This window comes from Aliihoeflea sp. 2WW, from assembly GCF_000497755.1.
Classification (GTDB): Bacteria; Pseudomonadota; Alphaproteobacteria; order Rhizobiales; family Rhizobiaceae; genus Aliihoeflea.
This window is the reverse complement of the sequence record NZ_AYOD01000042.1, coordinates 14,667-38,500: the sequence shown is the minus strand read 5'-3', so window position 1 is coordinate 38,500 and position 23,834 is coordinate 14,667. Positions and strand designations below refer to the sequence as shown.

The following is a 23,834-nucleotide window of genomic DNA, read 5'->3' as shown; positions in this document are numbered from 1 at the left end:
GTCAGTCTCCCTTGCGAGCGCTGGCGCCTGCTTCGCGATCTTCGAGTTGCCTCAGGAGATCGGCGAATCGGTCGGGGACTTCTTCCGTCACGAGTTCGTCGTAATATTGTTTGAGCTTTCGTCCGATTTCGGAATTCGAGCCCAGCGGCTCCGTGCGCTCTGTCACTGCCGGCTGTTCCTTGTTCGGCTTCATGTCTGCCTCGGTGCCCCCTGAATTGTCGTGGTCTGCCCAACGTGCGGCAATTGCCATGCGTCGCTTCCCTGTCTTTCGTTGCCTTTATTTTTGCGCCCGGACCGCCCCGCTGGCACGCAAAATCGATATCAAACGTTAAGACCTCGCGATTCGTTCCTTGTTGCGGAACTTTTTTGCTGCGGGTGAGTTTGAAGGGCGCTACTGATCCGCAATTCCTGCCTTTATGTCTTGAGGGAGACGTCCAATCATGAGTTTGTCCGCAAGGATAGCGCCGCACTTGCCATTCTTGCGCCGGTTTGCCCGCGCAGTCTCCGGCTCACAGACCAGTGGCGATGCGCTTGTCGCCGCCACGCTGGAAGCAATCATCGCAGACCCGAGCGTGTTCCCGGCCGCGTCCACCGACCGCATCGCGCTCTATCGCATCTTCACCAAGCTGTTTTCCTCGGTCGCGGTCCGCGTCCCCGACGAGATGCCCGCAAATCCGTGGGAAAGCCGCGCCGTCGCCAACCTGTCCTCGCTGGCGCCCCTCCCGCGTCAGGCGTTCCTGCTGGTCGCCGTCGAAGGTTTCGGCGAACGCGAGGCGGCTGAAGTCCTCGATGTCGAGCAGACGGAATTCTCCCGTCTCCTCGGTCAGGCGAGCGACGAGATTTCCCGTCAGGTCGCGACCGACATCCTCATCATCGAGGACGAGCCGCTGATCGCGATGGACATCGAGCAGATGGTCGAAAGCCTCGGCCACCGCGTCGTCGGCACGGCCCGCACCCACAAGGAAGCGACAGCGCTGTTCAAGACCAGCAATGCAAAGATGGTCCTGGCCGACATCCAGTTGGCCGACGGCTCGTCGGGCATCGATGCGGTCAACGAGATCCTGGCATCCGCCAGCGTTCCGGTGATCTTCATCACTGCCTTCCCCGAGCGCCTCCTGACCGGCGAGCGGCCCGAGCCGGCCTTCTTGGTGACCAAGCCGTTCAACCCGGACATGGTCAAGGCGCTCATCAGCCAGGCCTTGTTCTTCGACCGGCAGTCGCAGGCGGCAGCCTGACGGCGAGACTTTGTGCGGGGCAGGGCTCGATCCTGTTCCGCACGGGAACAAGCGCGCCCCAAGATGCGTTGAGCATCTGGATGGCGGCGGCAGTTCGAGCGAGGAATCCGGCCCGCTTCGGGCCGACGATTTCGATGCTCCAGAGGTGGTAGGATCGTCCTTCGGCGCGCATAAGACCGCGGGCGATCCAGGGAGAACGCAGATGCTCTATTGGGCCCTGGTATTTTTGGTCGTTGCATTGATCGCGGGCGCCGTGGGATTCGGCGGCATTGCCGGCGCATCCGCGGGCATCGCCCAGATCCTGTTTTTCATTTTCATCGTTCTTTTGTGCGTCTCCGTGGTTGCCGGCTTCATGCGCCGCGCCAATTGAGCACGAGTGAGCATTTTTTGGTCCGGCATCAGCCCGGGCCGGCTTTATCGGGGGCAGTTTTAGGGTGAGTTTCGGGACCGCTGACACAATCGACGAGGAGCGCGTGCTCGCGACCGCGTTGAAGAATGCCGGTGTGGCGGTCATCGCCCAGGACATCCATCTCAAGGTCCTTTGGGCTCACAACCTCCCGTCTTCCTGGCACGTCTCGTCGATCGTCGGCCAGTCGGACAGTGAATTTCTCGACGCTTCCGACGCCGAAGCGGCCATCGCCATCAAACGGCAGGTCCTGGAAAGCGGCCAGTCGGCTCACTACGAATTCCGGCAAGGCGCGGACGACGGCGGACGGTGGTTCTCTGTATGGCTCGATCCACGCCTTGAAAAGGGCGGCGGCGTCAGCGGCATCGTCTCCACCATCGTGGACGTGACCAGCCAGAAGCACCGCGAGCAGACACTGCGCACGCTGTTGCGCGAGGTCAGCCATCGCTCGAAGAACCTTCTCGCCATTATCCAGAGCATCGCGACCCAGACCGGCCGCTATTCCGGATCGATCGACGTTTTCCTGACGCGCTTTCGCGGCCGCATCCAGTCGCTGGCCTCGTCGCAGGATCTCGTCACCTCGTCGAACTGGCGCGGGGCGACATTGAGCGAACTCGTCGCCGGACAGGTCAGCCGCTATTGCGAAGACCCCGCTTTTTCGATCCGTCTCAAGGGCGTCGATCCCTATCTCAATCCGAATGCCGCGCTGCATATCGGCCTGGCGCTGCACGAACTCGTCATCAATTCGATGAGCCACGGCGCGCTTTCGCGGCCGAACGGCTATGTCGGCCTCTCTGCCACATTGGAGGAGGACGAGGAGGGTAAGCGCACCATCCTCCTCAACTGGCATGAGAATACCCGCGTCGCCGAGGGCGCCATGGGCGACAAGCGCTTCGGCAGCGTTGCGCTCGAGCGCGTCGTGCCGGCCTCCGTCGAAGGCGAGGCCTCGCTCGAATTTTCCGACGGCCACCTCGACTATCGCCTGCGCATTCCCGAAGGCAATTTCGAAATCTGACCGCCTCGACCTTGCCGACAGGCGAAAAAAAGCCGGCCACGAAGGGCCGGCTTTGGAGGGGGCGAAGAAGGCGTTCGGGGGATACGCTCTCCTTCAATCAGTGAAGCGCCGTTCGCGGGGGGCGATTGGAGGGGGGTGGCGTCGGGCCACTTCACTGTGCCTGTTAACTGTTTCGACACGAACGGGTTCCGTAACGTTCATTCTTTTTTGCGATCATCCCTCGGGAACGGAATTTCCGGTGCGCCGTTTGATTTTCAGGCAGCGCAAAATGGGAGGCGGTAATGGTCGCTCACATGATGAATCTGGAACGTGCGGCACGGCTTGCGATGGGCGACCATCAGGGCGACGGCTCCGAGCCCTTGCCGCCCGGCCCGAATTACGGCCCGTTCGGCTATTTCCGGTTGGGAGTTCTGATTCTCGCTGCGCTTATCGCAGGCACGCTGCTGTTCAATCTCTTGAGCTGAGCCTTCGCTTCACTGCGGCGGCTGCAACCGTTCCGGCGGTATGCGAACCGTCATCTCGCCGCGATTGGGTTCCACGAACAGCACCAGCGCATACATTGCTCCGTAGGCGATACCGGCCAGGATCAGGAGCGTCATCAGAAACCGGAAAAGTGTAGGCATCGGTCTCCCGTCAGTCCGCCGCGCTTGCGTGTTTCTTTATGGGACGCCGCGTGTGCGAGTGCAAGCATAAGTCGTGTTCATCCCAGCTTGACGTTGGCTCCGTTCCTGTCGATACCCCTTGCGTGGAGCAGGGTATGGGCGCGACGGATATGGCAGAACTGGTGGAGCGCGTGCGTGCCGGCATCGGCACGAAGACGCTCGTTCTCGTCGGCCTGATGGGCGCCGGCAAGACCTCGGTCGGCCGCAAGCTTGCGCAGATCCTCCAGCTCCCCTTCGCCGACAGCGATCACGAGATCGAAAGCGTCTCGCGCATGACCGTGCCGGAGCTTTTCGAGGCCTATGGCGAGGTCGAATTCCGCGCGCTCGAACAGCGCGTCGTCACCCGTCTCATCGCCGATGGCCCGGCGGTCATCGGAACCGGCGGTGGTGCCTTCATGAATGCGGACACCCGCGCTGCGATCCGCGCCAACGGCATCTCGATCTGGCTCAAGGCCGATCTCGACACGTTGATGGACCGTGTCGCCCGCCGCCAGAACCGGCCGCTCCTGAAGAACTCCGATCCGCGCGCGGTGATGCGCAAGCTGATGGAGGACCGCTATCCCGTCTATGGCGAAGCCGACGTGACCATCGTCAGCCGCGACGCACGTCACGGCACCATCGCGGCCGAGATCATCGAAGCCGTCGACGCCAGGCTGGCGCAAAACATCACGAAGGTGACCTGAGATGACGAGCCGCGTCGATGTCCAGCTAGGCACGCGATCCTATCCGATCCTGATCGGCCCAGGCGCGCTGGAGGAGGCGGGTCCCGCCATCGCCGCGCGCCTGCCGCGCGCCCGCCTCGCAATCGTCACCGATGAAAACGTGGCAGCCAGCCAGTGGCCGCGCCTCGAGGCGTCGCTGGAGGCATCCGGCATCGCTCACGAAATCCTCGTCCTGCCGGCAGGCGAGGCGACCAAGAGCTTCGCGAAGCTCGAACAGGTCGTCGATTTCGTTCTTGCCGGCCGCTTCGAGCGCAATGACTGCGTGCTCGCGCTCGGGGGAGGGGTCATCGGCGATTTGACCGGCTTTGCCGCCGGTATCGTGCGCCGCGGCATGGAATTCGTCCAGGCGCCGACCTCGCTTCTGGCGCAGGTGGATTCGTCCGTCGGCGGCAAGACGGGCATCAACACGAAACGCGGCAAGAATCTCGTCGGCGTCTTCCAGCAGCCCGCGCTCGTCATCGCCGACACCGCCGCGCTCGACACGCTCTCGCCGCGCGAATTTCGCGCCGGCTATGCCGAGATGGCCAAATACGGCCTCATCGACCAGCCCGATTTCTTCACCTGGCTGGAGGAGAACTGGCGCGAAGTGTTCGCCGGCGGCCAGCCCCGCGTCGAGGCCATCCGCCGCTCCTGCCAGTCGAAGGCCGATGTCGTCGCCCGCGACGAGCGCGAGACGGGCGACCGGGCGCTTCTCAATCTCGGCCACACCTTTGCGCATGCGCTGGAAGGCGCGACGAACTATGACGGCGCGCGTCTCGTCCATGGCGAGGCGGTGGCGATCGGCATGGTGCTCGCGCACCGCTTCTCCGCCCGCCTCGGCCTTCTCGACCCCGCCGAAGCCGATCGCGTCGAGCGCCATCTGGGCGAGGTCGGCCTGCCGACCAGAATGGCCGACGTTCCCGGCGGCCTTCCTGGCGCGGAGGCGCTTTTGACCTATATTGCGCAGGACAAGAAGGTCTCGCGCGGCGCGCTGACCTTCATCCTCACCCGCGGCATCGGTCGGTCCTTCATCGCCAGGGACGTATCGCCTGCCGACGTGCTCGCCTTCCTGACGGAGAATCTGCCGGCATGATCCTGACGATCGCCATCATCATCTTTCTGATCATGCTGTCCTTCCTGTTTTCGGGCACCGAAACGAGCGTGACCGCCGTCTCGCGCGCGCGCCTTCACACGCTCGAGCAGAATGGCGATGCCCGCGCCGGAGTGATCTCGCGGCTGATCGAGCGCAAGGACCGCATGGTCGGCGCGCTGCTGATCGGCAACAATCTCGTCAACATCCTCGCCTCTTCGCTCGCCACCAGCGTTCTGTTGACGGTGTTCGGCTCCGCCGGCGTCGTCTATGCCACCGTCGGAATGACGGTCCTGCTCGTCATCTTCGCCGAAATCCTGCCGAAATCCTGGGCGCTGTCGAAGCCGGAGCAGTTCGCCCTTACGGTGTCGCGTTTCGCGCAGTTCGTGGTGCTGATCTTCGGCCATCTGTCGGTGGGGGTGAATTTCATCGTCCGCGCCCTGCTCGGCCTGTTCGGCATTCATCTCGGCCGCGACGACAATCTCCTGTCCGCGCATGAGGAAATCCGCGGCACCGTCGAGGTGCTGCAGCGCGAGGGCGGGCTCGAAAAGCATGATCGCGACCGCGTCGGCGGCCTTCTCGACCTGCACGAACTCGAAGTCTCCGACATCATGGTCCACCGCACCTCGATGCGGTCGGTCAATGCCGACGAGGCGCCCGAGGCGGTGGTTCGCGAAATCCTGCAGAGCCCCTATACGCGCCTGCCGCTCTGGCGCGGCTCGACCGACAACATCGTCGGCGTCATCCACGCCAAGGATCTGTTGCGCGCGCTCAACGAGGTCGGCAACGATTTCTCGCGGATCGAAATCCTCAAGGTGGCCTCGAAGCCCTGGTTCGTGCCGGACACGACGACACTTCAGGACCAGCTCACAGCCTTCCTCCGCCGCAAGGCGCATTTCGCGATCGTCGTCGACGAATATGGCGAGGTCGAAGGTCTTGTCACGCTGGAGGACATCATCGAGGAGATCGTCGGCGAGATCGCCGACGAGCACGACGTCGAGATGCAGGGCGTCAAGCAGGAGGCCGACGGCTCCGTCGTCGTCGAGGGTTTCGTGCCGATCCGCGACCTGAACCGCGCGCTCGACTGGAGCCTGCCGGACGAAGAGGCCACCACCATCGCCGGTCTCGTCATCCACGAGGCGCAGATGATTCCCGAGGAAAAGCAGGCCTTCACCTTCCACGGCATGCGATTCGTGGTCCTGAAGCGCGAGAAGAACCGGATCACCCGGCTGCGCATCCGCCCGCTCGGCGACGTTGCCGCAACCGCGATCGCGCCGCCGCCGCTGCAGCTTCCCCCGCCTGCGCGCGAGCCGGAGCCGACGGCGGTCGATCCGGTGCGTCCGCCGGCCGAATGAGCCTCACCAGCGCGTCGCCTCTCCGGGCGCGGCCGGTTCGATGGCGAGCGCATGAACGCCCGCCGCCAGTTCGCCCGCCAGTGCGTCGTTGACGGCACGGTGACGTGCGATCCGGCTCATGCCGGCGAATTCCGGCGCGACGATGCGGACGCGAAAATGCGTCTCGCCCGAGCCGTCGAACGTCTCATGTTCGCCAGAATGCTGGTGATGGTGGCCGGCATGGAGATGGCTTTCGTCGATGACCGCGAGCCGGTCGGGACGAAACCGCTCCGTGAGCTTGTCTTCGATGGCTGTCTTCATCGTCATATCCGTCTCCTTCATGCGGCCCGATGCCGCTGATTACCAAATCACCGGCAGGACGTTCATTGTCGGCCGAATGTCAATTCTTGTTTCGCGCGCCGAAGCACCCATAATTCCCGGTTCGACGGTAACGAGTTTCCATGAACGCCTATTCGAAATATTTCGAGAAGATCAAGGTCCGCCGCTCGCCCGAGGCAGAGCGGGCGACGAGCGCGCCCGCTTGCCAGTGGGATGGCTGCAACGAACCGGGCACCCACCGGGCGCCTGTCGGCCGCATGGCGGAGGGCCAGTATTTCAAATTCTGCTTCGATCATGTGCGCGAGTACAACAAGGGCTTCAACTACTTCTCCGGCCTTGCCGAAGGCGACATCGCGCGCTTCCAGAAGGAGGCGCTGACCGGCCATCGACCGACCTGGAAGATTGGCGTCAACAAGGGCGCGCAGGCCTCGCCCGACTTTTCCCAGAAGCGATCGGGCCGCGCCGGACCCAATGGCCGCATGCGCGATCCCTACGGCATGTTCAAGGACGGCATCGACCCGTCCGACCGCCCGCGCACCCGCAAGCTGAAGTCGCTTGAGGCCAAGGCCATGGAAACCTTGGGCCTGGACCCCTCGGCGACTGGCACGATGATCAAGCAGCGCTATAAGGAACTTGTGAAGCGGCATCACCCCGATGCCAATGGTGGCGACCGCGCGTCCGAAGACCGGTTTCGCGATGTCATCCAGGCATACCGGATGCTCAAACAAGCCGGTTTGTGTTGATCGCGCCGTCTGGTAAACGATGGCCAGCAACGAGATTTGACGAGCGGCGGCCCGGCTGCCGTGTGTGGAGACATGATGAACAAGGTTGACCGCGACATCGCAAACCTGCCCGACACGACCGTGCCGGTCGCCGAGACGTTCGGCTTCGAATCCGAGATGGTTGTGCCGGCCTATTCGGTGGCGGACAGCCATGTGCCGGACATCGATCCCGACTATCTGTTCGACAAGCAGACGACGCTCGCCATCCTCGCCGGCTTCACCTACAACCGCCGCGTCATGGTCTCGGGCTATCACGGCACCGGCAAGTCGACCCATATCGAGCAGGTCGCCGCCCGTCTCAACTGGCCCTGCGTGCGCATCAATCTCGACAGCCACGTCTCCCGTATCGATCTCGTCGGCAAGGACGCGATCGTCGTGCGCGAGGGCATGCAGGTCACCGAGTTCAAGGACGGCATCCTGCCCTGGGCCTACCAGCACAATGTCGCGCTCGTCTTCGACGAATACGATGCCGGCCGCCCGGACGTGATGTTCGTCATCCAGCGTGTGCTGGAATCCTCCGGCCGCCTGACGCTGCTCGACCAGAGCCGCGTCATCCGCCCGCACCCCGCCTTCCGCATCTTCGCCACCGCAAATACGGTCGGCCTCGGCGACACGACGGGCCTTTATCACGGCACGCAGCAGATCAACCAGGCGCAGATGGACCGCTGGTCCATCGTCACGACGCTGAACTACCTGCCGCATGACGACGAGGTGAACATCGTGCTGGCCAAGGCCAAGCACTTCCGCAACGACAAGGGCCGCGATACCGTGGGCAAGATGGTCCGCGTCGCCGACATGACGCGTTCGGCCTTCATCAATGGCGACCTGTCCACCGTGATGAGCCCGCGCACGGTCATCATGTGGGCGGAAAATGCCGAAATCTTCAAGGATGTCGGCTTCGCCTTCCGCCTGACCTTCCTCAACAAGTGCGACGAACTGGAGCGCTCCGTCGTCGCCGAGTTCTACCAGCGCGCCTTCGGCCAGGAACTGCCCGAATCCGCCGCAAACGTCGTACTGGCGTAACGGAAAAAGATGGCCGGACCGGGCGACAATTCGAGGGCGAAGAACGGCAAGGGCGCCGACACCGACGCCTTCAAGCGTGCGCTGTCCCTGTGCGTGCGCGCCATCTCCGGCGATGCCGAGATGGAAGTCACCTTCGCGAAGGAAAAGCCGGCGCTGACCGGCAACCGCGCCCGCCTGCCGGACCTGCCGCGCAAGCCGAGCCTGAGCGACATCGCGGTTACGCGCGGCATCGGCGATTCCATGGCGCTGCGCCGCGCCTGTCACGACAATGCCGTCCACTCGAAGCTCGCGCCGCAGGGCAAGCAGGCCCGCGCCATCTTCGACGCGGTCGAGCAGGCCCGCGTCGAGGCGATCGGCTCGCGCGCCATGACCGGCGTCGGCGACAATATCGGCTCGATGCTGGAGGACAAATACTCCAAGGCCAATCTCGCTGCCGTCACCCAGCAGTCGGAGGCCCCGCTCGAGGAAGCCGTCGCGCTGATGGTCCGCGAGCGCCTGACCGGCCGTGCCGCGCCGAAGAGCGGCGAGCGCGTCGTCTCGCTCTGGCGTGATTGGATCGAGGAAAAGGCCGGCGACACGCTCGACGGCCTGACGACCAATGTCGACGACCAGCAGGCCTTCGCGCGCGTCATGCGAGACATGCTCGCCTCGATGGATATGGCCGAGGACCTTGCCGAGGACGAGCAGTCCGACGACACCGAGGACAATGACGACGACCAGCCCGAAGGCGAGGATTCGGCCGACGATGGCGGCGAGGACGATTCGGGCTCCGACCAGTCCCAGGCCGACGATTCGCAGGAGACGAGCGACGACCAGGAGGCCGGCGAGACGGAAGCCACCGACGCCTCTGCCGACGACATGGCCGACGACGATGAGCTCGACGCCGAAACGCCGGGCGAGACGCGCCGCACCAATGACCCCTTCGCCAATCTGCCGAAGGAGATCGACTACAAGGTCTTCACCCGCGAGTTCGATGAGACGGTCAGCGCCGCCGAACTGTGCGACGAAGAGGAGTTGGAGCGCCTGCGCGCCTTCCTCGACAAGCAGCTCGCCAACCTCCAGGGCGTCGTCGGGCGTCTGGCGAACCGCCTCCAGCGCCGCCTGATGGCGCAGCAGAACCGCTCGTGGGAGTTCGACCTCGAGGAAGGCTCGCTCGATCCGGCCCGCCTCGTGCGCGTCGTCATCGACCCGATGCAGCCGCTCTCCTTCAAGCGCGAGCGCGACACCAATTTCCGCGACACGGTCGTCACGCTGGTGCTGGACAATTCCGGCTCCATGCGCGGCCGCCCGATCACTGTCGCCGCCACCTGCGCGGACATCCTCGCCCGCACGCTGGAACGCTGCGGCGTCTCGGTCGAAATCCTCGGCTTCACCACGCGCGCGTGGAAGGGCGGGCAGGCGCGCGAGAAGTGGCTGAAGGGCGGCAAGCCCGCCAATCCCGGCCGCCTCAACGACCTGCGCCACATCATCTACAAGTCCGCCGACGAGCCGTGGCGCCGCGCGCGCCGCAATCTCGGCCTGATGATGCGCGAGGGTCTGCTGAAGGAAAACATCGACGGCGAGGCCCTGCTTTGGGCGCACCAGCGCCTGATCGCTCGGCCCGAGCAGCGCAAGATCCTGATGATGATCTCGGACGGCGCGCCGGTCGACGATTCGACGCTGTCGGTCAATCCGGGCAACTATCTGGAGCGCCATCTGCGCGCGGCGATCGACCTGATCGAGACCCGCTCGCCGGTCGAGCTCCTCGCCATCGGCATCGGCCACGACGTCACGCGCTATTACCGCCGCGCCGTCACCATCGTCGACGCCGAGGAACTGGCCGGCGCGATGACCGAGCAACTGGCGGGTCTCTTCGAGGAAGAAAACGCCCGGTCGTCGCGCGGGCTCAAGCGTCGGGCGGGATGATCGCGCGCCTGCTGACGGCATCGCTTGCGCTTCTGGCGCTTGCCGGCCCGACCTTTGCCGCCGAACGCTTTCCGGTGGCGCTCGAATTCCGTCCCATCGAAAAATTCCGCATCGCCGGCGCCGAAGGCGACTATGGCCGGCTGACCTTCGTCGGCGGGTTCTCGATGACCGCCGACCGACGCGAATTCGGCCAATTGTCCGGCTTCCGTTTCCTGACGCCCGGCGGCGATTTCATCGGCGTCGCCGACCACGGCTTCTGGTTTTCCGGCACGGTCCGGCGCGACGAGGATGGCGTCCCTGTCGGCCTCGGCGACTTTTCGATGCAGCAGATGGTGGATGAGGCAGGCCGCCCCATCGACGACAAGGAGCGCGTCGACGCCGAGGGCATCTCGATCCATGACGGCATCGCGACGGTCTCCTTCGAGCGTCGCGCCCGCGTTTCCGAATATGCGATCGATGCCGCCGGCATGTCCGGCCCGATTCGCGACCTCGACTTCCTGATCCCGCGCGCCGAACTGCGTTACAATGCGGGCCTCGAAACCGTCGCAAGATCAAGTGCCGACGGCCCGCTGGCCGGTGCCCGTATCGTCGTCGCCGAAAAGTCGATCGACCGCCAGGGCAACATCTTCGCCGCTGTTCTTGAAGGGCCGCAAAAGGGCGTCTTCAAGATCCGCCGCACCGACGAGTTCGACGTCACCGACGGCGTCTTCCTGCCCGATGGCGACCTTCTGCTGCTCGAGCGCCGCTTCTCCTACGCCCGCGGCGTCGCCATGCGCCTGCGCCAGATCGCGGCGCGCGACATCCGCCCCGGCGCGCTCGTCGACGGCGAAATCCTGCTCGACGCCAACATGGCCTACCACGTCGACAACATGGAAGCGCTCGACCTCTTCCGCCGCAATGACGGCCGCCTGATCGTCGCCCTCATGTCGGATGACAACCAGTCCTGGATTCAGCGCAATCTCTATCTGGAGTTTGAACTGGCGGAGGATTGAGCGCTCGCGCCTGAACACCCCCCCCCTCCGGCGCCGGCCGCAGCACCGACAGCAGCGCTCCGTAAGGTCCGAGCATCGCGACGCCGATCCCGATCTTCACGACGAGGTCGCCAAGCGCCAGCGACAGCCACAACGGCACTTCGGCGCCCAGGAACGGCACCGGAAAGCCGAGCGAGCCGTCCTCGAGCCCGAAACCCGTATCCAGCACGGCGAAGCGTGCCGCAAAGGCGAGCGAGAAGAACATCGCCGTGTCGACGAGCGAGCCGATGACTGTCGAGATCAGCGGCGCCTGCCACCAGGCGTTCCGGCGCAGGCGGTCGAAGATCGCGACGTCGAGCAGTTGCGCGACGAGGAAGGCCGAGCCCGAGGCGATGGCGATGCGCGGTGTCGCGAGCCACACCGACAAGACGATCGCGATGGCGAAGCCGACGAGCACGACCTTGCGCGCGGCGGCAGGGCCGAAGCGGCGATTGGTCAGGTCCGTGACGAGAAACGCGATCGGATAGGTGAACGCACCCCAGGTCAGAAGGTCCTGAAGGCCGAAATGCGGGAAGGGGAACTGGACGAGGATATTGGAGGCGACGACGATGGCCGACATCGCGGCCACGAAGGGCCAAACGGTAACGTTCTGGGTCTGCATTTTTTTAACCTGGGTTATGGAACCAGTCGGCGGGCGCCTTCGATGAAGGAACGCCCGCCGTCGATACGCTCAGCTCGGAAAAATCAGGCGGTCGCCTGTTCCTGCGTCTTCTTGGCGATCTGCTTCTTGAGCAGGCGCGCGCGCTGCGAAAGATCGCTCACGCCGGCCTTGAGCAGGAAGGCGTCGAGGCCGCCGCGGTGCTCGACCGAACGCAGCGCGTTGGCCGAAATGCGCAGGCGCACATTCTGGTTCAGCGCTTCCGACATCAGCGTCACATTGACGAGATTCGGCAGGAAGCGACGACGGGTCTTGTTGTTGGCGTGGCTGACATTGTTGCCGGTCATCACGGCCTTGCCGGTCAATTCACATGCGCGGGACATAGTCTCAAACCTTCAGTTTCTCAAAACCGGCCAACGACCCGAACCCGCACCAGATGGTCGGCGCGCGGGGTCATGTCGGGCGGCCTCATGGAAAAGTTGCCGTTCCTTAGTTGCATTTCCCGTTCCGGTCAAGCGTGCGGGGCGCGGCTGAAGGCAACATATATTCGCCGAATTCGCACGTTCAAAGGGGAATCGACGAACAGGCAGTCGGGAAGGGGCGGTCTGCCGCAGATTTCATGGAGAATTCGCATGGTCCGCACCATGTCCGCCGCCCTTTTGTCCCTTCTTGCCATTGCCGGCTCCGCCAATGCCGCCCAGACCTTCCAGACGGATTATTCGATCACGCTGATGGGCATCCCCGTCGGCAAGGCGTCCTTCACCAGCGTCATCGGCAACGAGACCTTTCGCATCGAAGGATCGCTCGCCAGCGCCGGCATGGCGCGCCTGTTCGACAGCACCCAGGGCACCACTTCGGTCTCGGGCGCCTTGTCGCAGACCGGCACCACGCCGCGCAGCTATGACCTCAACTATCGCTCCGACAAGAAGACGCAGCGCACCGCGATCCGGTTTTCGAACGGCAATGTGACGACGACCGAAAACGTGCCGCCCTCGCGCCCCCGCAGGGGCGATTGGGTCCATCTCGAGGATGGTCACCTGACCTCCGTGGTCGACCCCATCTCCTCGACCCTCGTGCGCGCCGACAGCCCGGCGGAGGTGTGCAATCGCACGATTCGAATCTATGACGGCGAGATGCGCGCCAATTTGCGCCTGTCGCCGGCAGGCTCGCCGCAAGGCGGTCAGGTCACCTGCACGGCCAGGTTCGAGCCGGTCGCGGGCTACCGCCCCAGCCGCTCCGCCTTGAAATATCTGCGCGACCGCGCCCGCATCACCATCGCCTTCGCCCCGCTCGCCGACACCGGCTTCTACGCCCCCGTCGACGCCTCGATCGGCACCCAGGTCGGCACGGTGCGCATCGTCGCGCAGACCATGCGGACGCAGTAGCTCGCGCAGACCCCCACTCCGTCGCGCTTCGCGCGCCACCTCTCCGAGGAACCCAAGCTGGAATAGCGCTGCCGCTGCGGCAGACTTTCCTCTCCCCCTTTGAGGGGGAGAGGTGGCCCGAAGGGCCGGAGTGGGGGTCTTCGCGACCCTCTCAACCAACCGACTTGTCTCAATCCCCCACCCGCGCTACGCCACCACCAAACGGGAACACACCATGGCGCGGGCAACGGCAATCGGCTTTACGGCGGTCATCATGTGGGCGCTGCTTGCGCTTTTCACCGCTGCGTCCGGCAATGTCCCACCCTTCCTGCTCTCCGGCCTCACCTTCACCATCGGCACCCTCGTCGGCCTTGCCATGCGCATCGCCGCCCCGCCGAGCGAACGGGTGAACATCCCGCCCATCGTCTGGCTCGTCGGCATCGGCGGGCTCTTCGGCTACCACTTCTTCTACTTCACCGCCCTGCGCAACGCGCCGGCCGTCGAGGCGAGCCTCATCGCCTATCTGTGGCCGCTGCTAATCGTCCTTGGCTCGGCGCTGATGCCCGGCGAACGCCTCGGTTGGCACCATGTCGCCGGGGCGCTGATGGGGCTCGCAGGCACATTCCTGATCGTCACCAATGGCGGTAATCTCGCCTTCGACGCGACATACGCTTTCGGCTATGCGATGGCCGCAATCTGCGCCGTCTTCTGGGCCGGCTATTCGCTTTTGTCGCGCCGTTTCGCGGCCGTGCCGACCTCCATGGTCACATGGTTCTGCCTCGCCACCGCGCTCCTCTCCTTCGCCTCCCATGTGGCGCTGGAAGAGACGGTCTGGCCGCAAGGGACGGGGCAATGGCTCGCCGTCCTCGGCCTCGGCCTGATGCCGGTCGGCGCGGCGTTCTACACCTGGGACCACGGCGTCAAGCACGGCAACATCCAAGTCCTGGGGGCGGCGAGCTATGCCGCGCCGCTTTTGTCGACGCTGGTGCTGATCGCCGCCGGCGCGGCCGCCGCTACCACGCACATCCTCGCCGCCTGCCTGCTGATCACGGCCGGCGCCGCATTGGCGGCGAAGAACATGTTCACCCGCCGCCGCACGGTTGAAGCCTGATGCTGCCCTTTCCCGGAGGCCTCGAAGCGCAGGCGAACGGCGCGCTCATCCTCGCGATCCTCGCCGCGATCATCTACCTCTACGCCCGCAACCTGCCGGTCTCGTGGCGGCGCAGCGTGGTCAAGACCATCCCGCTCGCCGCGCTCGCCTGGCTGAGCTTCGGCGAAGGCGGACCGTCGCTCCTCACCGCCGCTTTGGCCTTGAGTGCGCTCGGCGACCTGGCGCTCGCGCAGGAAGATGACGACCGTTTCTTCCTCGCCGGCCTCGGCGCGTTCCTCGCCGCCCACATTGCCTATGTCGCTCTGTTCGCGACCGGCAGCGCCGGCTTCGCGATCCTCACGGCCGAACCGTGGCGCCTCGCAGCCGCGCTCGCAATCTGCGCCTTCGGCATATTCATGCTGACGCGACTCTGGCCTGCCCTCGACACCGCCATGCGCCCGGCCGTCCTTGCCTACATGCTCGCCATCGTCGCCATGGGCGTCACCGCCTTCACCACGCAGTCGCCTGCCGTGATGGCCGGCGCCGTGCTCTTCATCGCATCCGACGCCATCCTCGCCACCGAACGCTTCCTGCTCGCGCCCGACGCGCCGCAGCGCACCGTCACCGGCCCGGCCATCTGGATTACCTACATCGCCGCGCAGATCGCGATCGTGCTCGGCGTGCTGGTGTAGCTCGGCCGAAATCCTCCCCCGTTCACGGGGGAGGTGGCGCGAAGCGACGGAGGGGGCGCCCGCCTTACGAAACGTCCTTCCGCTTCCTGATCTCCGCGAACACCTCCGCATCGCTCGCCGTCTCCATTCCCAGCCCCTTGCGGATCGCAGGGTCGTGCGGGCGCAGGAACGGGTTGGTCGACAGTTCCTCTCCGATCGTCGTCGGCAGCGTCGGCTTGCCCTGCGCCCGCAGCGCCTCGATCTTCGCCACCCGCGCCTTCAGCGCCGGGTTGGTCGGATCGATGGTCATCGCGAAGCGCGCATTGGAGAGCGTGTATTCGTGGCCGCAATAGACCCGCGTATCGGCGGGCAGGGCGGCCAGCTTGTTGAGCGAAGCGTGCATCGTCGCCGCCGACCCTTCGAACAGCCGCCCGCAGCCAAGCGCGAAGAGGGTGTCGGCGGTGAACGCCACGCCGGACTTTTCGAACACGTAGGAGACATGCCCCGCCGTATGCCCCGGCGTCTCGATCACCCGCACGCGCTCCTCCCCGAAGGCGAGGTCGGAGCCTTCCTCCACCGTCTCGTCGATGCCCGGTATCTTCGCCGCCTCGGCCTTCGGCCCGACGATCTTCAGCTTGAACCGCGCCTTCAGCGCCTGGTTGGCCTCGACATGGTCGGGATGGTGATGCGTCACGAAAAGGATGCTCGGCGTCCAGCCCGTTCGTTCGATCGCCTCGAGGATCGGCCCCTCCTCAGGCGCGTCGATCAGCCCGACCGTCCCCGTCGCCTCGTCGCGGATCAGGATGCCGAAATTGTCGGTGCGGCACATGAATTGCTCGACTTGCAGTCCCATGAAGATCGTCCCTTTCCAGTTGGGGGAACGATAAGGCCGCGCATTTGCAATGTCACTTCCGCCAGTTACCTTGTCGCCATGAGAAACGACATCGTCGACCTGCGCGCCTTCTATGCCACCATGCTCGGCAAGCTCGCCGAGCGGTCGATTGCCATGGGCATCTCGTCGGTCTGGGCGAATCTGAGCCGCGAGCGCCTTGTCGGCCTCGGCTACGCGCTGCCCTGGCTGGAGCGCTTCGGCACCGACGCCGACCGCGTCTTCGCCTTCATGCCGGCGCAGCAGGGCTCCGTTCCATGGCCGGCCGGCAAGCCGTGCACCACCGCGCTGGTCTTCGAGGAGGAACTGCCGCTGCACGATTCCTCCGTCGACCGCATCCTCCTCGTCCACGCGCTCGAACACGCGGAAAACCCGCGCGAGATGCTGGTCGAGATGTGGCGCGTGCTGGCGCCCGGCGGCCGTCTGGTGCTGGTCGTGCCGAACCGACGCGGCGTCTGGGCGCGCATGGAACACACGCCCTTCGGCACCGGCCGACCGTTCTCGAAGGGGCAGCTATCGAGCCTCCTGCGCGACGCCAACTTCACCCCCGGCCCATGGTCCGACGCGCTGCACTTCCCGCCGATGGAACGCCGCTTCATGATGCGGCTCTATTCGCTTTTGGAGCGCACCGGCCGCAGATTCTGGCCGGTCTTCGCCGGCGTTCTGGTGGTCGAAGCGCAAAAACGCGTCTACCAGGGCCTCCCCGTAACCCAGCGCGCCTCCCGCCGCGTGTTCGTGCCGGTCCTGTCGCCGCAAGGTGCGGGAGCGGCAAGGCTGCGGCGGGACAAGGGCAGGGACATCTCGGAATTCTGATCCGCCAGCGCGAGGCTACCCCCACCCTTTATCCCTCCCCACAAGGGGGAGGGAGGTCGCGGGCGCTGTGCTGTATTCGTCAGAGTTGCGCCTCGATTGAACGATGAGGTGCGACGTGGATGCCCTCCCTCCCCCTTGTGGGGAGGGATAATGGGTGGGGGTAACGACGCTTCCGCCTGGCGCCGATACCGAAGAAATGGGCACCCCGCCGATAAAGGGCGGAGGTCTCCTTCAGGAAAAACTCATCCTCAAAACACCGCCGCGCCCTGATCTGCCCGTCCGGCCACCTGCCGGAAATTCTCGAACAATTCCCGCCCGAGCCCGAACCCGTTCCCAGATAGATCCGGCAGTTCCACCACCCGCGCCGCCAACTCCGCCGCATCCACCTCGACCTGCAGCGCACCGGCCTCGCCATCGACCAGCACGATGTCGCCATCCCTGATCTTGCCGATCGTCCCGCCGTCCAGCGCCTCGGGCGTCACGTGGATCGCCGCCGGAACCTTGCCTGATGCACCCGACATGCGCCCGTCGGTGACGAGCGCGACCTTGTGGCCGCGGTCCTGCAGGACGCCGAGCACGGTCGTCAGGCGGTGAAGCTCCGGCATCCCGTTCGCCTTCGGCCCCTGGAAGCGCACCACCGCGACGAAATCGCGGTCGAGTTCGCCCGCCTTGAAGGCGGCGTTGAGCGCCTCCTGGCTGTCGAATACCTTTGCCGGCGCCTCGATGACGCGGCGCTCCGGCTTGACGGCGGAGGTCTTGATGATCGCGGCGCCGAGATTGCCCTTCAGCACCTTCAACCCGCCCGTCGGCTGGAACGCCTTGGGGAAGGGGGCGAGCACCTTGTCGTTGCCGCTGACGGCCGGCGCTGGCTCGCGGGCAACGGTGCCGTCCGCATTCAGTTTGGCCTCAACGGCATAGGGCCGCAGCCCTTCGCCCCAGACGGTCTGCACGTCTTCATGCGCAAGGCCGGCGTCCAGAAGTTCGCGGATGAGGAAACCAAGCCCGCCCGCCGCGTGGAAATGGTTCACGTCGGCAAGCCCGTTCGGATAGACGCGCGCGAGCAGCGGCACCACGTCGGAAAGCTCCGAAATGTCCTGCCAGGTCAGCTTGATGCCCGCAGCCGCCGCCATCGCGATCAAATGGATCGTATGGTTGGTCGACCCGCCCGTCGCGTGCAGCCCGACGACGCCGTTGACGATCGAGCGCTCGTCGATCATCCGCCCGACCGGCGTGAATTCATTGCCGAGCGCAGTGATCGCCAGGGCGCGCTTGGCAGCCTCGCGCGTCAGCGCGTCGCGCAATGGCGTGCCGGGGTTGACGAAGGAGGAGCCGGGCGTGTGCAGCCCCATCATCTCCATCAGCATCTGGTTCGAGTTCGCCGTGCCGTAGAAGGTGCACGTCCCCGGCCCGTGATAGGACTTCGATTCCGCCTCGAGGAGTTCGGCGCGCCCGACCTTTCCTTCGGCGTAAAGCTGGCGCACGCGCGCCTTCTCGTCGTTGGGCAGGCCCGTCGTCATTGGCCCGGCCGGCACGAAGATCGCCGGCAGGTGGCCGAAGGTGAAGGCGGCGATGGTCAGCCCGGGCACGATCTTGTCGCACACGCCGAGATAAAGCGCCGCGTCGAACATGTTGTGCGACAGCCCGATTGCCGCCGACATGGCGATCACGTCGCGCGAAAACAGCGACAGTTCCATGCCCGGCTGGCCCTGCGTGACGCCATCGCACATCGCCGGCACGCCGCCCGCCACCTGCGCCACGCCGCCGGCCGCGCGCGCGGCATCCTTGATCAGTTGCGGATAGGTCTCGAAAGGCTGATGCGCCGACAGCATGTCGTTGTAGGAGGTGATGATGCCGAGATTGGGCACGACGTCGCCAGCCAGCGCCGCCTTGTCGGACGGCGCGCAGGCGGCAAAACCGTGGGCGAGATTGCCGCACGACAAGGTCGAGCGATGCACCCCGCGCGAAATCTGCGCCTCGACGCGTTCCAGATAGGTTTCCCGCGCGCCCCGAGAGCGCTCCCGGATGCGGTCGGTGACTGCGGCGACGGTCTGGTGGAGGCTCATGATCGCTCGACTTTCTATGGCGCCCAGTAGGTGACGACAGGTGTCTCGGTAGCGGCAAGAACGGCCGCGACGGGAAGCTTCTCGGCGGCCGCGCGCTCCAGCACGCCCCGCTTCTGCACCCCCTCGATATGTAGGAAAACCGCGCGCGCTTTGCAGATGGCCGCAAGCGACAACGTCAACCGCGCCTCTCCCGCACTCGGCGCGTGGACAGGCAATACGACCTTTCCGCTTGTCCGTTCCTCGCCCTCTCCGGTTAGCCTTTCCTCGCCCCCCTCCGGGGGGAGAGGTGGCTCGGGCGCAGCCCGAGACGGAGAGGGGGCCTTCAACATCTCCGCAATCCCCACCGCATCCGGAAACAGCGAAGCCGTATGCCCATCCGTCCCCATGCCCAGCACCAGCACATCCACCGGCATCAACCCGGAAACCGCTTCACTCGCCCGCCGCGCAGCCTCTTCAACGCTCCCCGCATCGAAATACATCCCCACGAACCGCGCCTCCGCCGCCCGTCCGACCAGCAGATTCTCCCGCACCAGCCTCTCGTTCGACCGCTCATGCGTCGGCGGCACGAACCGCTCGTCGACCAGCGTCACGATCACCTTGCCCCAATCGATCGCCGCCTTCGACAATTCGCCGAAAAACCGAACCGGCGTCGTCCCGCCCGAAACCGCCAGCACCGCCCGTCCGCGCGCGGCGATCGCCTCCGCCAACCGACCCGCGACATCCCCCGCCAGCCCCTTCGCCACCGCATCCGAATCCGCAAATTCGCGCATCAAATGCTCTCGTGCCACGTCCGCCCGTCGCGCTCGATCAGCGCGATCGAGCCCGAAGGCCCCCACGTCCCCGACGTATAGCCCTGCACGCCCTGCTGGTTTTCATCCCAGGCCTCAACGATCGGGTCGATCCAGCGCCACGCCGCTTCCACCTCGTCGCGGCGCATGAACAGGGTCTGGTTGCCGCGCACCACGTCCATGATCAGCCGTTCATAGGCGTCGGGATTGCGCACGTCGAAGGCCTGCGCGAAGCTCATGTCGAGCGCCACGTTGCGCAGCCGCATCCCGCCGGGGCCGGGGTCCTTGATCATGATGAACTGCTTGACGCCCTCGTCGGGCTGCAGCCGGATCACGAGCTGGTTGGCGACGACATTGCCGGCGCTTTCCTCGAAGATCGAATGCGGGATCGGCTTGAATTCGATGACGATTTCCGAGACGCGCTCGGCCAGCCGCTTGCCGGTGCGCAGATAAAACGGCACGCCCGCCCAGCGCCAGTTCTCGATCTCCGCCTTGATCGCGACGAAGGTCTCCGTCTCGCTGTCATGGCCGAGTTCGTCGGCATAGGATTTCACCGCGCCGCCCGCCGAAGCGCCGGCCTTGTATTGCCCGCGCACGGTCAGCTTCGGCGAATCGCTGCCATTGACACGTTTGAGCGCACGCAGCACCTTCAGCTTCTCGTCGCGCACCGCATCCGCGTCGAGCGCGGCGGGTGCTTCCATGGCGACGAGGCACAGAAGCTGCAGCATGTGGTTCTGCACCATGTCGCGCAGCGCGCCGGCCTTGTCGTAATAGGAGACGCGGCCCTCGAGCCCGACGGCCTCGGCAACCGTGATCTGCACGTGGTCGATATGGGCCGAATTCCACAGCGGCTCGTAGAGCGCATTGGCAAAGCGCAGCGCCATCAGGTTCTGCACCGTCTCCTTGCCGAGATAGTGGTCGATGCGGAAGATCTGCTGTTCGTCGAAGACGCGGCCGATCGCGTCGTTCAGCGCCCTGGCGGACGCGAGGTCGCGCCCGATCGGCTTTTCCACGATGATCCGGCTTGCCGGCGTCACTAAGCCCGCCTTTTCGAGGTTTGCCGCGATGTCGCCGAATAGCGCTGGCGCGACCGCCAGATAGAAGGCGCGAATGCGGTCCGTTTCGCCCATCGCCTCCTTCAGCCGGTCGAACCCATCGCCCGACTTGGCATCGACATGCACATAGGCGATACGCTTCAGGAAGCGCTCGACCTGCCCGTCGTCGATGTCCGCCGCCGGCACGTGCTCGGCGATCGCTTTTCGCGCGAATTCGCGAAATTCGTCGTCGGATAGCTCGGAGCGCGAGGCGCCGAAAATGCGTGTCGGCTCGGAAAACTGCCCCGCCTTCTGCCGCTGGTAGAGCGCGGGCAGAAGCTTGCGCTCGGCAAGGTCGCCGGTGCCGCCGAAGACGACGAAATCGAAGGGCTCGACGGGAATGGTCGTGCTGGTCATGCGTTCAAGGCTCGCTGCTGTCGTTCCGTTTCGTATACTCTAATCGATTTAGATTGGCCAGCCCCCGCGCGAAACCTTCCCGCTTTGCCCTTTTCCCATTTTGGCCTATCTGTCAGCCAAAGGCAGCACGCAGCCTGCCGCTGGTACGGGAGAAATCATGCACAAGGTCGCCATTACGGGCACGGGCATCTTCACGCCGCAAGAGACCATCACCAATGCCGAACTGGTCGCTTCCTACAACGATTACGCGACGCGGCAGAACGCGGCCCATGCCGGCGAGATCGAGGCCGGTACACGCGCGGCGATGCCGATGTCGAGCGAGGAATTCATCGTCAAGGCGTCCGGCATCGAGAGCCGCTACGTGATGGACAAGGCGGGCATCCTCGACCCCGAAACCATGCACCCGCGCCTGACCGAGCGCGCCGACGAAGACATCTCGATCATGGCCGAGATCGCGCTCGACGCGGCGAAGAAGGCGATGGACGAGGCGGGCCTGACCGCCGCCGACATCGACGCCGTCATCTGCGCCGCCTCCAACCACGAGCGCGCCTATCCGGCGATCGCGATCGAGGTGCAGGAAGCGCTCGGCATCAAGGGCTTCGCCTTCGACATGAACGTCGCCTGTTCGTCGGCCACCTTCGGCATCCAGGCCGCCGCCGACATGATCCGCTCCGGTTCCGCCCGCGCGATCCTCATGGTCAATCCGGAGATCACGTCCGGCCATCAGGAATGGCGCGACCGCGACTGCCATTTCATCTTCGGCGACGTCTGCACGGCGGTCATCCTCCAGCGCCTCGACGATGCAACATCGAAGAACGCCTACGAAATCCTGTCGACCCGCTGTCTGACCGAGTTCTCCAACAACATCCGCAACAATAACGGCTTCCTGCGCCGCACGCGCGAAGGCCATATGGAAGACCGGCGCGACATGCAGTTCCGCCAGGAAGGCCGAAAGGTCTTCAAGCAGGTCGTGCCGATGGTCGCCGAACTGATGCTCAACCACCTCGCCGACGAGGGCATCGCGCCTAAAGACCTTTCGCGCCTGTGGCTGCACCAGGCCAACAAGGGCATGAACGACATGATCGGCGCGAAGGTCATGGGCCGCGAACCGACCCGCGACGAGCAGCCCAACGTCCTCCAGGAGTTCGCCAACACCTCCTCCGCCGGCTCCATCATCGCCTTCTCCCGCCATTCGGCCGATTTGCCGGCGGGCAGCCTTGGCGTCATCTGTTCCTTCGGCGCGGGCTATTCGGCGGGCAGTGTGATCGTGCGGAAGGTCGCGTAGCGGCGTCGGCCTGTTTCCGCTCATTGACCCCCACCCTGTATCCCTCCCCACAAGGGGGAGGGAGGGCGTGAGCCTCGCGCCACCTTCCTGAAACTGGGTGGTGCATCGAAGGGTGAGAAACAGCGCCGACGAATTCCCTCCCCCTTGTGGGGAGGGATAAAGGGTGGGGGTCGTCGGGCCCGCCCGACCATCAAAGACTCCTCCCAACGGTCGCGCACGAACGCAGAACCCGCCCTTAGGTTCATCACGACTCGCTAAACTCCTTGTGACTGAAACCTCCGAAACTTCCCCGCCAAAACCTTCGTGACTGTTCGCGACTGGGACAAAAACCCAGCCCGAAATTGAAACAGAGAAAACGAAGGGACTACGCCATGAAAACCGTTCTGATCGCCACCGCCGCCATCCTCTTCTCCGGCTCGGCATTCGCCATGCAGCAGGGCCCGGTCAATGTCGGCAACTACGACGCCAGCGTCGAAAGCCAATTCGACTACAACACCGAATATCAGGGCCCGTTCACATTCGGCACCCGCGACACGATGACGACCGCCTCGATCGCCGAGGAAGCCGCGATGGCAACACCGGAGACCCGCAGCGAACTGATCTTCGAGGACAAGAGCGGCCGCTAAGCATCAGCACCGTTTCAAAGCCGCCCGTTCAACGGGCGGCTTTTCGCTGACTGGCGTCGTCGAAGGCGGTCGGTTCGAGTTTTCCAGCGCGCAGTAAGTATTGCAGCGTATATGCCACCGACAGGGCGTCATCCACCGCGTCATGGCCCCGAAGTGGGGGATGGTCAATGTGGTAGTAGGCGGCCAGCTTGTTGCTCGGCGTTTTCACGAGGTCTTCCAGCGGCATACCGGCAGCGAGCAGCAGCCTGACCGCATTGTCGAAGCGCGTTGCTGGGATCACTGGTTCAATTCCCGCGACGTAGCAACTGATCGCAATCATATTGAACTCGTCCTTGCCCCAAGACCAAAATCTGGACCCGCCTGAGAATTCGTTGACACTAGTCAGGGCGCGGTCCAATGACTCGCCATCAGCCTCAATTGCGTCTTCTGTGATGCCGGTCAGGCGCGTGAAAAACGGGTCTATCGGATATCGCCGACCAAAACGGTCGACCGGACGAACATATGTCCGATGCGTATCGAGAATTGGGAAGTCAGCGCTCAGGCCCAGCTTGACGGCACCAATTTGAGCGATGACTGGATCGGGATCGTGAGGACCACACCAGAAGCGCCGCTGAGAACCTTCGATACACAAAAACTCGCAGTCAAAGACGATTGCAGTTCGCATTGTTGATAG

General features: G+C 64.8%; 26 protein-coding genes and 1 pseudogene. 17 read left to right on the top strand and 10 right to left on the bottom strand.

Translation table 11 applies throughout. The features are described from left to right. Position 1: 1 nt before the first annotated feature. Positions 2 to 193, bottom strand: a complete 192-nt coding sequence (locus ALII_RS0116995) for a NepR family anti-sigma factor (RefSeq protein ID WP_024588429.1) — start codon at positions 191 to 193, stop codon at positions 2 to 4. A gap of 247 nt (positions 194 to 440) precedes the next feature. Between ALII_RS0116995 and ALII_RS0116990 the strand changes: the two genes are divergently transcribed. From ALII_RS0116990 to ALII_RS0116975, 4 genes are all read left to right on the top strand, one after another. Continuing rightward, positions 441 to 1,235: a response regulator gene (locus tag ALII_RS0116990; protein ID WP_024588428.1), complete on the top strand. Its 795-nt coding sequence runs from the start codon at positions 441 to 443 to the stop codon at positions 1,233 to 1,235. Positions 1,236 to 1,437: 202 nt separating this feature from the next. Beyond that, positions 1,438 to 1,605, top strand: coding sequence for a DUF1328 domain-containing protein (locus ALII_RS22100; RefSeq protein WP_024588427.1), 168 nt, complete (start codon positions 1,438 to 1,440; stop codon positions 1,603 to 1,605). A gap of 103 nt (positions 1,606 to 1,708) precedes the next feature. After that, on the top strand, positions 1,709 to 2,656 hold the full coding sequence (locus tag ALII_RS0116980) for a PAS domain-containing sensor histidine kinase (RefSeq protein ID WP_244437458.1): 948 nt from the start codon (positions 1,709 to 1,711) through the stop codon (positions 2,654 to 2,656). Between the two features lie 281 nt (positions 2,657 to 2,937). Next, entirely contained in the window at positions 2,938 to 3,120 is a 183-nt protein-coding gene (locus tag ALII_RS0116975; RefSeq protein ID WP_024588425.1) for a hypothetical protein, read from the top strand. A gap of 9 nt (positions 3,121 to 3,129) precedes the next feature. On the opposite strand, the gene ALII_RS0116970 is transcribed toward ALII_RS0116975, so the two are convergent. Then, on the bottom strand, positions 3,130 to 3,279 hold the full coding sequence (locus tag ALII_RS0116970) for a hypothetical protein (protein ID WP_024588424.1): 150 nt from the start codon (positions 3,277 to 3,279) through the stop codon (positions 3,130 to 3,132). Between the two features lie 134 nt (positions 3,280 to 3,413). On the opposite strand from ALII_RS0116970, the gene ALII_RS0116965 reads away from it, so the two are divergent. From ALII_RS0116965 to ALII_RS0116955, 3 genes are read left to right on the top strand one after another with little or no spacing between them, the layout of a single operon-like run. Next, entirely contained in the window at positions 3,414 to 4,001 is a 588-nt protein-coding gene (locus ALII_RS0116965; RefSeq protein ID WP_024588423.1) for a shikimate kinase, read from the top strand. Position 4,002: 1 nt separating this feature from the next. Next, complete coding sequence (aroB, locus tag ALII_RS0116960) at positions 4,003 to 5,112, top strand: 3-dehydroquinate synthase (protein WP_024588422.1); 1,110 nt, start codon at positions 4,003 to 4,005, stop codon at positions 5,110 to 5,112. Next, the gene (locus ALII_RS0116955) at positions 5,109 to 6,464 is read left to right on the top strand and encodes an HlyC/CorC family transporter (RefSeq protein WP_024588421.1); all 1,356 of its coding nucleotides are present in this window, start codon (positions 5,109 to 5,111) and stop codon (positions 6,462 to 6,464) included. Before aroB ends, ALII_RS0116955 begins: the two co-directional genes overlap by 4 nt. A 3-nt stretch (positions 6,465 to 6,467) precedes the next feature. Here ALII_RS0116955 and ALII_RS0116950 read toward each other — a convergent pair whose 3' ends face one another. Beyond that, complete coding sequence (locus ALII_RS0116950; protein WP_024588420.1) at positions 6,468 to 6,770, bottom strand: BolA family transcriptional regulator; 303 nt, start codon at positions 6,768 to 6,770, stop codon at positions 6,468 to 6,470. Between the two features lie 134 nt (positions 6,771 to 6,904). Between ALII_RS0116950 and ALII_RS0116945 the strand changes: the two genes are divergently transcribed. The 4 genes from ALII_RS0116945 to ALII_RS0116930 all read left to right on the top strand — a co-directional run bounded on the left by ALII_RS0116945 (position 6,905) and on the right by ALII_RS0116930 (position 11,484). Next, positions 6,905 to 7,525 carry a J domain-containing protein gene (locus tag ALII_RS0116945; protein WP_024588419.1) on the top strand — a complete coding sequence of 207 codons (621 nt, stop codon included), beginning with the start codon at positions 6,905 to 6,907 and terminating at the stop codon, positions 7,523 to 7,525. 75 nt (positions 7,526 to 7,600) lie between these two features. Continuing rightward, on the top strand, positions 7,601 to 8,587 hold the full coding sequence (cobS, locus tag ALII_RS0116940) for a cobaltochelatase subunit CobS (RefSeq protein WP_024588418.1): 987 nt from the start codon (positions 7,601 to 7,603) through the stop codon (positions 8,585 to 8,587). Between the two features lie 9 nt (positions 8,588 to 8,596). Further along, the gene (cobT, locus tag ALII_RS0116935) at positions 8,597 to 10,492 is read left to right on the top strand and encodes a cobaltochelatase subunit CobT (protein WP_024588417.1); all 1,896 of its coding nucleotides are present in this window, start codon (positions 8,597 to 8,599) and stop codon (positions 10,490 to 10,492) included. Then, a complete protein-coding gene (locus ALII_RS0116930; protein WP_024588416.1) occupies positions 10,489 to 11,484 on the top strand; it encodes an esterase-like activity of phytase family protein in 996 nt (331 codons plus the stop codon). Before cobT ends, ALII_RS0116930 begins: the two co-directional genes overlap by 4 nt. Positions 11,485 to 11,527: 43 nt before the next feature. On the opposite strand, the pseudogene ALII_RS0116925 reads toward ALII_RS0116930, so the two are convergent. Both ALII_RS0116925 and rpmB read right to left on the bottom strand, forming a co-directional pair. Further along, a pseudogene (locus ALII_RS0116925) lies at positions 11,528 to 12,124 on the bottom strand (queuosine precursor transporter); the annotation flags it as partial. Between the two features lie 83 nt (positions 12,125 to 12,207). Then, entirely contained in the window at positions 12,208 to 12,504 is a 297-nt protein-coding gene (gene rpmB / locus ALII_RS0116920) for a 50S ribosomal protein L28 (protein WP_024588414.1), read from the bottom strand. Between the two features lie 249 nt (positions 12,505 to 12,753). Between rpmB and ALII_RS0116915 the strand changes: the two genes are divergently transcribed. The 3 genes from ALII_RS0116915 to ALII_RS0116905 all read left to right on the top strand — a co-directional run bounded on the left by ALII_RS0116915 (position 12,754) and on the right by ALII_RS0116905 (position 15,267). Further along, complete coding sequence (locus ALII_RS0116915; protein WP_051375934.1) at positions 12,754 to 13,506, top strand: DUF3108 domain-containing protein; 753 nt, start codon at positions 12,754 to 12,756, stop codon at positions 13,504 to 13,506. 214 nt (positions 13,507 to 13,720) lie between these two features. Continuing rightward, positions 13,721 to 14,596 carry an EamA family transporter gene (locus ALII_RS0116910; RefSeq protein WP_024588412.1) on the top strand — a complete coding sequence of 292 codons (876 nt, stop codon included), beginning with the start codon at positions 13,721 to 13,723 and terminating at the stop codon, positions 14,594 to 14,596. Further along, positions 14,596 to 15,267, top strand: a complete 672-nt coding sequence (locus ALII_RS0116905; protein WP_244437457.1) for a lysoplasmalogenase — start codon at positions 14,596 to 14,598, stop codon at positions 15,265 to 15,267. Before ALII_RS0116910 ends, ALII_RS0116905 begins: the two co-directional genes overlap by 1 nt. A gap of 64 nt (positions 15,268 to 15,331) precedes the next feature. On the opposite strand, the gene gloB is transcribed toward ALII_RS0116905, so the two are convergent. Further along, entirely contained in the window at positions 15,332 to 16,099 is a 768-nt protein-coding gene (gene gloB, locus ALII_RS0116900; protein ID WP_024588410.1) for a hydroxyacylglutathione hydrolase, read from the bottom strand. A gap of 78 nt (positions 16,100 to 16,177) precedes the next feature. On the opposite strand from gloB, the gene ALII_RS0116895 reads away from it, so the two are divergent. After that, positions 16,178 to 16,948: a class I SAM-dependent methyltransferase gene (locus ALII_RS0116895; protein ID WP_024588409.1), complete on the top strand. Its 771-nt coding sequence runs from the start codon at positions 16,178 to 16,180 to the stop codon at positions 16,946 to 16,948. Between the two features lie 248 nt (positions 16,949 to 17,196). On the opposite strand, the gene edd is transcribed toward ALII_RS0116895, so the two are convergent. Genes edd through zwf form a run of 3 tightly spaced genes read right to left on the bottom strand, consistent with a single transcriptional unit; the run spans position 17,197 to position 21,250 of the window. Beyond that, positions 17,197 to 19,011 carry a phosphogluconate dehydratase gene (gene edd, locus ALII_RS0116890; RefSeq protein ID WP_024588408.1) on the bottom strand — a complete coding sequence of 605 codons (1,815 nt, stop codon included), beginning with the start codon at positions 19,009 to 19,011 and terminating at the stop codon, positions 17,197 to 17,199. A gap of 14 nt (positions 19,012 to 19,025) precedes the next feature. Further along, a complete protein-coding gene (gene pgl / locus ALII_RS0116885) occupies positions 19,026 to 19,781 on the bottom strand; it encodes a 6-phosphogluconolactonase (protein ID WP_024588407.1) in 756 nt (251 codons plus the stop codon). Then, complete coding sequence (gene zwf, locus ALII_RS0116880; protein ID WP_024588406.1) at positions 19,781 to 21,250, bottom strand: glucose-6-phosphate dehydrogenase; 1,470 nt, start codon at positions 21,248 to 21,250, stop codon at positions 19,781 to 19,783. The genes pgl and zwf overlap by 1 nt, the downstream gene beginning before the upstream one ends. Before the next feature lie 157 nt (positions 21,251 to 21,407). Between zwf and ALII_RS0116875 the strand changes: the two genes are divergently transcribed. Both ALII_RS0116875 and ALII_RS0116870 read left to right on the top strand, forming a co-directional pair. After that, positions 21,408 to 22,535 carry a beta-ketoacyl-ACP synthase III gene (locus tag ALII_RS0116875; protein WP_024588405.1) on the top strand — a complete coding sequence of 376 codons (1,128 nt, stop codon included), beginning with the start codon at positions 21,408 to 21,410 and terminating at the stop codon, positions 22,533 to 22,535. Between the two features lie 371 nt (positions 22,536 to 22,906). Continuing rightward, positions 22,907 to 23,161, top strand: a complete 255-nt coding sequence (locus ALII_RS0116870; protein WP_024588404.1) for a hypothetical protein — start codon at positions 22,907 to 22,909, stop codon at positions 23,159 to 23,161. Positions 23,162 to 23,189: 28 nt separating this feature from the next. Here the strand turns inward: ALII_RS0116870 and ALII_RS0116865 are convergent, their stop codons facing one another. Further along, a complete protein-coding gene (locus tag ALII_RS0116865) occupies positions 23,190 to 23,825 on the bottom strand; it encodes a 3'-5' exonuclease (RefSeq protein WP_024588403.1) in 636 nt (211 codons plus the stop codon). Positions 23,826 to 23,834 lie beyond the last annotated feature (9 nt).

What these genes read in the sequence shown, in the direction of transcription:
- ALII_RS0116995 (WP_024588429.1), bottom strand. Translation starts at nt 193, where the DNA reads ATGAAGCCGAACAAGGAACAGCCGGCAGTGACAGAGCGCACGGAGCCG.
- ALII_RS0116990 (WP_024588428.1), top strand. Translation starts at nt 441, where the DNA reads ATGAGTTTGTCCGCAAGGATAGCGCCGCACTTGCCATTCTTGCGCCGG.
- ALII_RS22100 (WP_024588427.1), top strand. Translation starts at nt 1,438, where the DNA reads ATGCTCTATTGGGCCCTGGTATTTTTGGTCGTTGCATTGATCGCGGGC.
- ALII_RS0116975 (WP_024588425.1), top strand. Translation starts at nt 2,938, where the DNA reads ATGGTCGCTCACATGATGAATCTGGAACGTGCGGCACGGCTTGCGATG.
- ALII_RS0116970 (WP_024588424.1), bottom strand. Translation starts at nt 3,279, where the DNA reads ATGCCTACACTTTTCCGGTTTCTGATGACGCTCCTGATCCTGGCCGGT.
- ALII_RS0116965 (WP_024588423.1), top strand. Translation starts at nt 3,414, where the DNA reads ATGGGCGCGACGGATATGGCAGAACTGGTGGAGCGCGTGCGTGCCGGC.
- aroB (WP_024588422.1), top strand. Translation starts at nt 4,003, where the DNA reads ATGACGAGCCGCGTCGATGTCCAGCTAGGCACGCGATCCTATCCGATC.
- ALII_RS0116955 (WP_024588421.1), top strand. Translation starts at nt 5,109, where the DNA reads ATGATCCTGACGATCGCCATCATCATCTTTCTGATCATGCTGTCCTTC.
- ALII_RS0116950 (WP_024588420.1), bottom strand. Translation starts at nt 6,770, where the DNA reads ATGACGATGAAGACAGCCATCGAAGACAAGCTCACGGAGCGGTTTCGT.
- ALII_RS0116945 (WP_024588419.1), top strand. Translation starts at nt 6,905, where the DNA reads ATGAACGCCTATTCGAAATATTTCGAGAAGATCAAGGTCCGCCGCTCG.
- cobS (WP_024588418.1), top strand. Translation starts at nt 7,601, where the DNA reads ATGAACAAGGTTGACCGCGACATCGCAAACCTGCCCGACACGACCGTG.
- cobT (WP_024588417.1), top strand. Translation starts at nt 8,597, where the DNA reads ATGGCCGGACCGGGCGACAATTCGAGGGCGAAGAACGGCAAGGGCGCC.
- ALII_RS0116930 (WP_024588416.1), top strand. Translation starts at nt 10,489, where the DNA reads ATGATCGCGCGCCTGCTGACGGCATCGCTTGCGCTTCTGGCGCTTGCC.
- rpmB (WP_024588414.1), bottom strand. Translation starts at nt 12,504, where the DNA reads ATGTCCCGCGCATGTGAATTGACCGGCAAGGCCGTGATGACCGGCAAC.
- ALII_RS0116915 (WP_051375934.1), top strand. Translation starts at nt 12,754, where the DNA reads ATGGTCCGCACCATGTCCGCCGCCCTTTTGTCCCTTCTTGCCATTGCC.
- ALII_RS0116910 (WP_024588412.1), top strand. Translation starts at nt 13,721, where the DNA reads ATGGCGCGGGCAACGGCAATCGGCTTTACGGCGGTCATCATGTGGGCG.
- ALII_RS0116905 (WP_244437457.1), top strand. Translation starts at nt 14,596, where the DNA reads ATGCTGCCCTTTCCCGGAGGCCTCGAAGCGCAGGCGAACGGCGCGCTC.
- gloB (WP_024588410.1), bottom strand. Translation starts at nt 16,099, where the DNA reads ATGGGACTGCAAGTCGAGCAATTCATGTGCCGCACCGACAATTTCGGC.
- ALII_RS0116895 (WP_024588409.1), top strand. Translation starts at nt 16,178, where the DNA reads ATGAGAAACGACATCGTCGACCTGCGCGCCTTCTATGCCACCATGCTC.
- edd (WP_024588408.1), bottom strand. Translation starts at nt 19,011, where the DNA reads ATGAGCCTCCACCAGACCGTCGCCGCAGTCACCGACCGCATCCGGGAG.
- pgl (WP_024588407.1), bottom strand. Translation starts at nt 19,781, where the DNA reads ATGCGCGAATTTGCGGATTCGGATGCGGTGGCGAAGGGGCTGGCGGGG.
- zwf (WP_024588406.1), bottom strand. Translation starts at nt 21,250, where the DNA reads ATGACCAGCACGACCATTCCCGTCGAGCCCTTCGATTTCGTCGTCTTC.
- ALII_RS0116875 (WP_024588405.1), top strand. Translation starts at nt 21,408, where the DNA reads ATGCACAAGGTCGCCATTACGGGCACGGGCATCTTCACGCCGCAAGAG.
- ALII_RS0116870 (WP_024588404.1), top strand. Translation starts at nt 22,907, where the DNA reads ATGAAAACCGTTCTGATCGCCACCGCCGCCATCCTCTTCTCCGGCTCG.
- ALII_RS0116865 (WP_024588403.1), bottom strand. Translation starts at nt 23,825, where the DNA reads ATGCGAACTGCAATCGTCTTTGACTGCGAGTTTTTGTGTATCGAAGGT.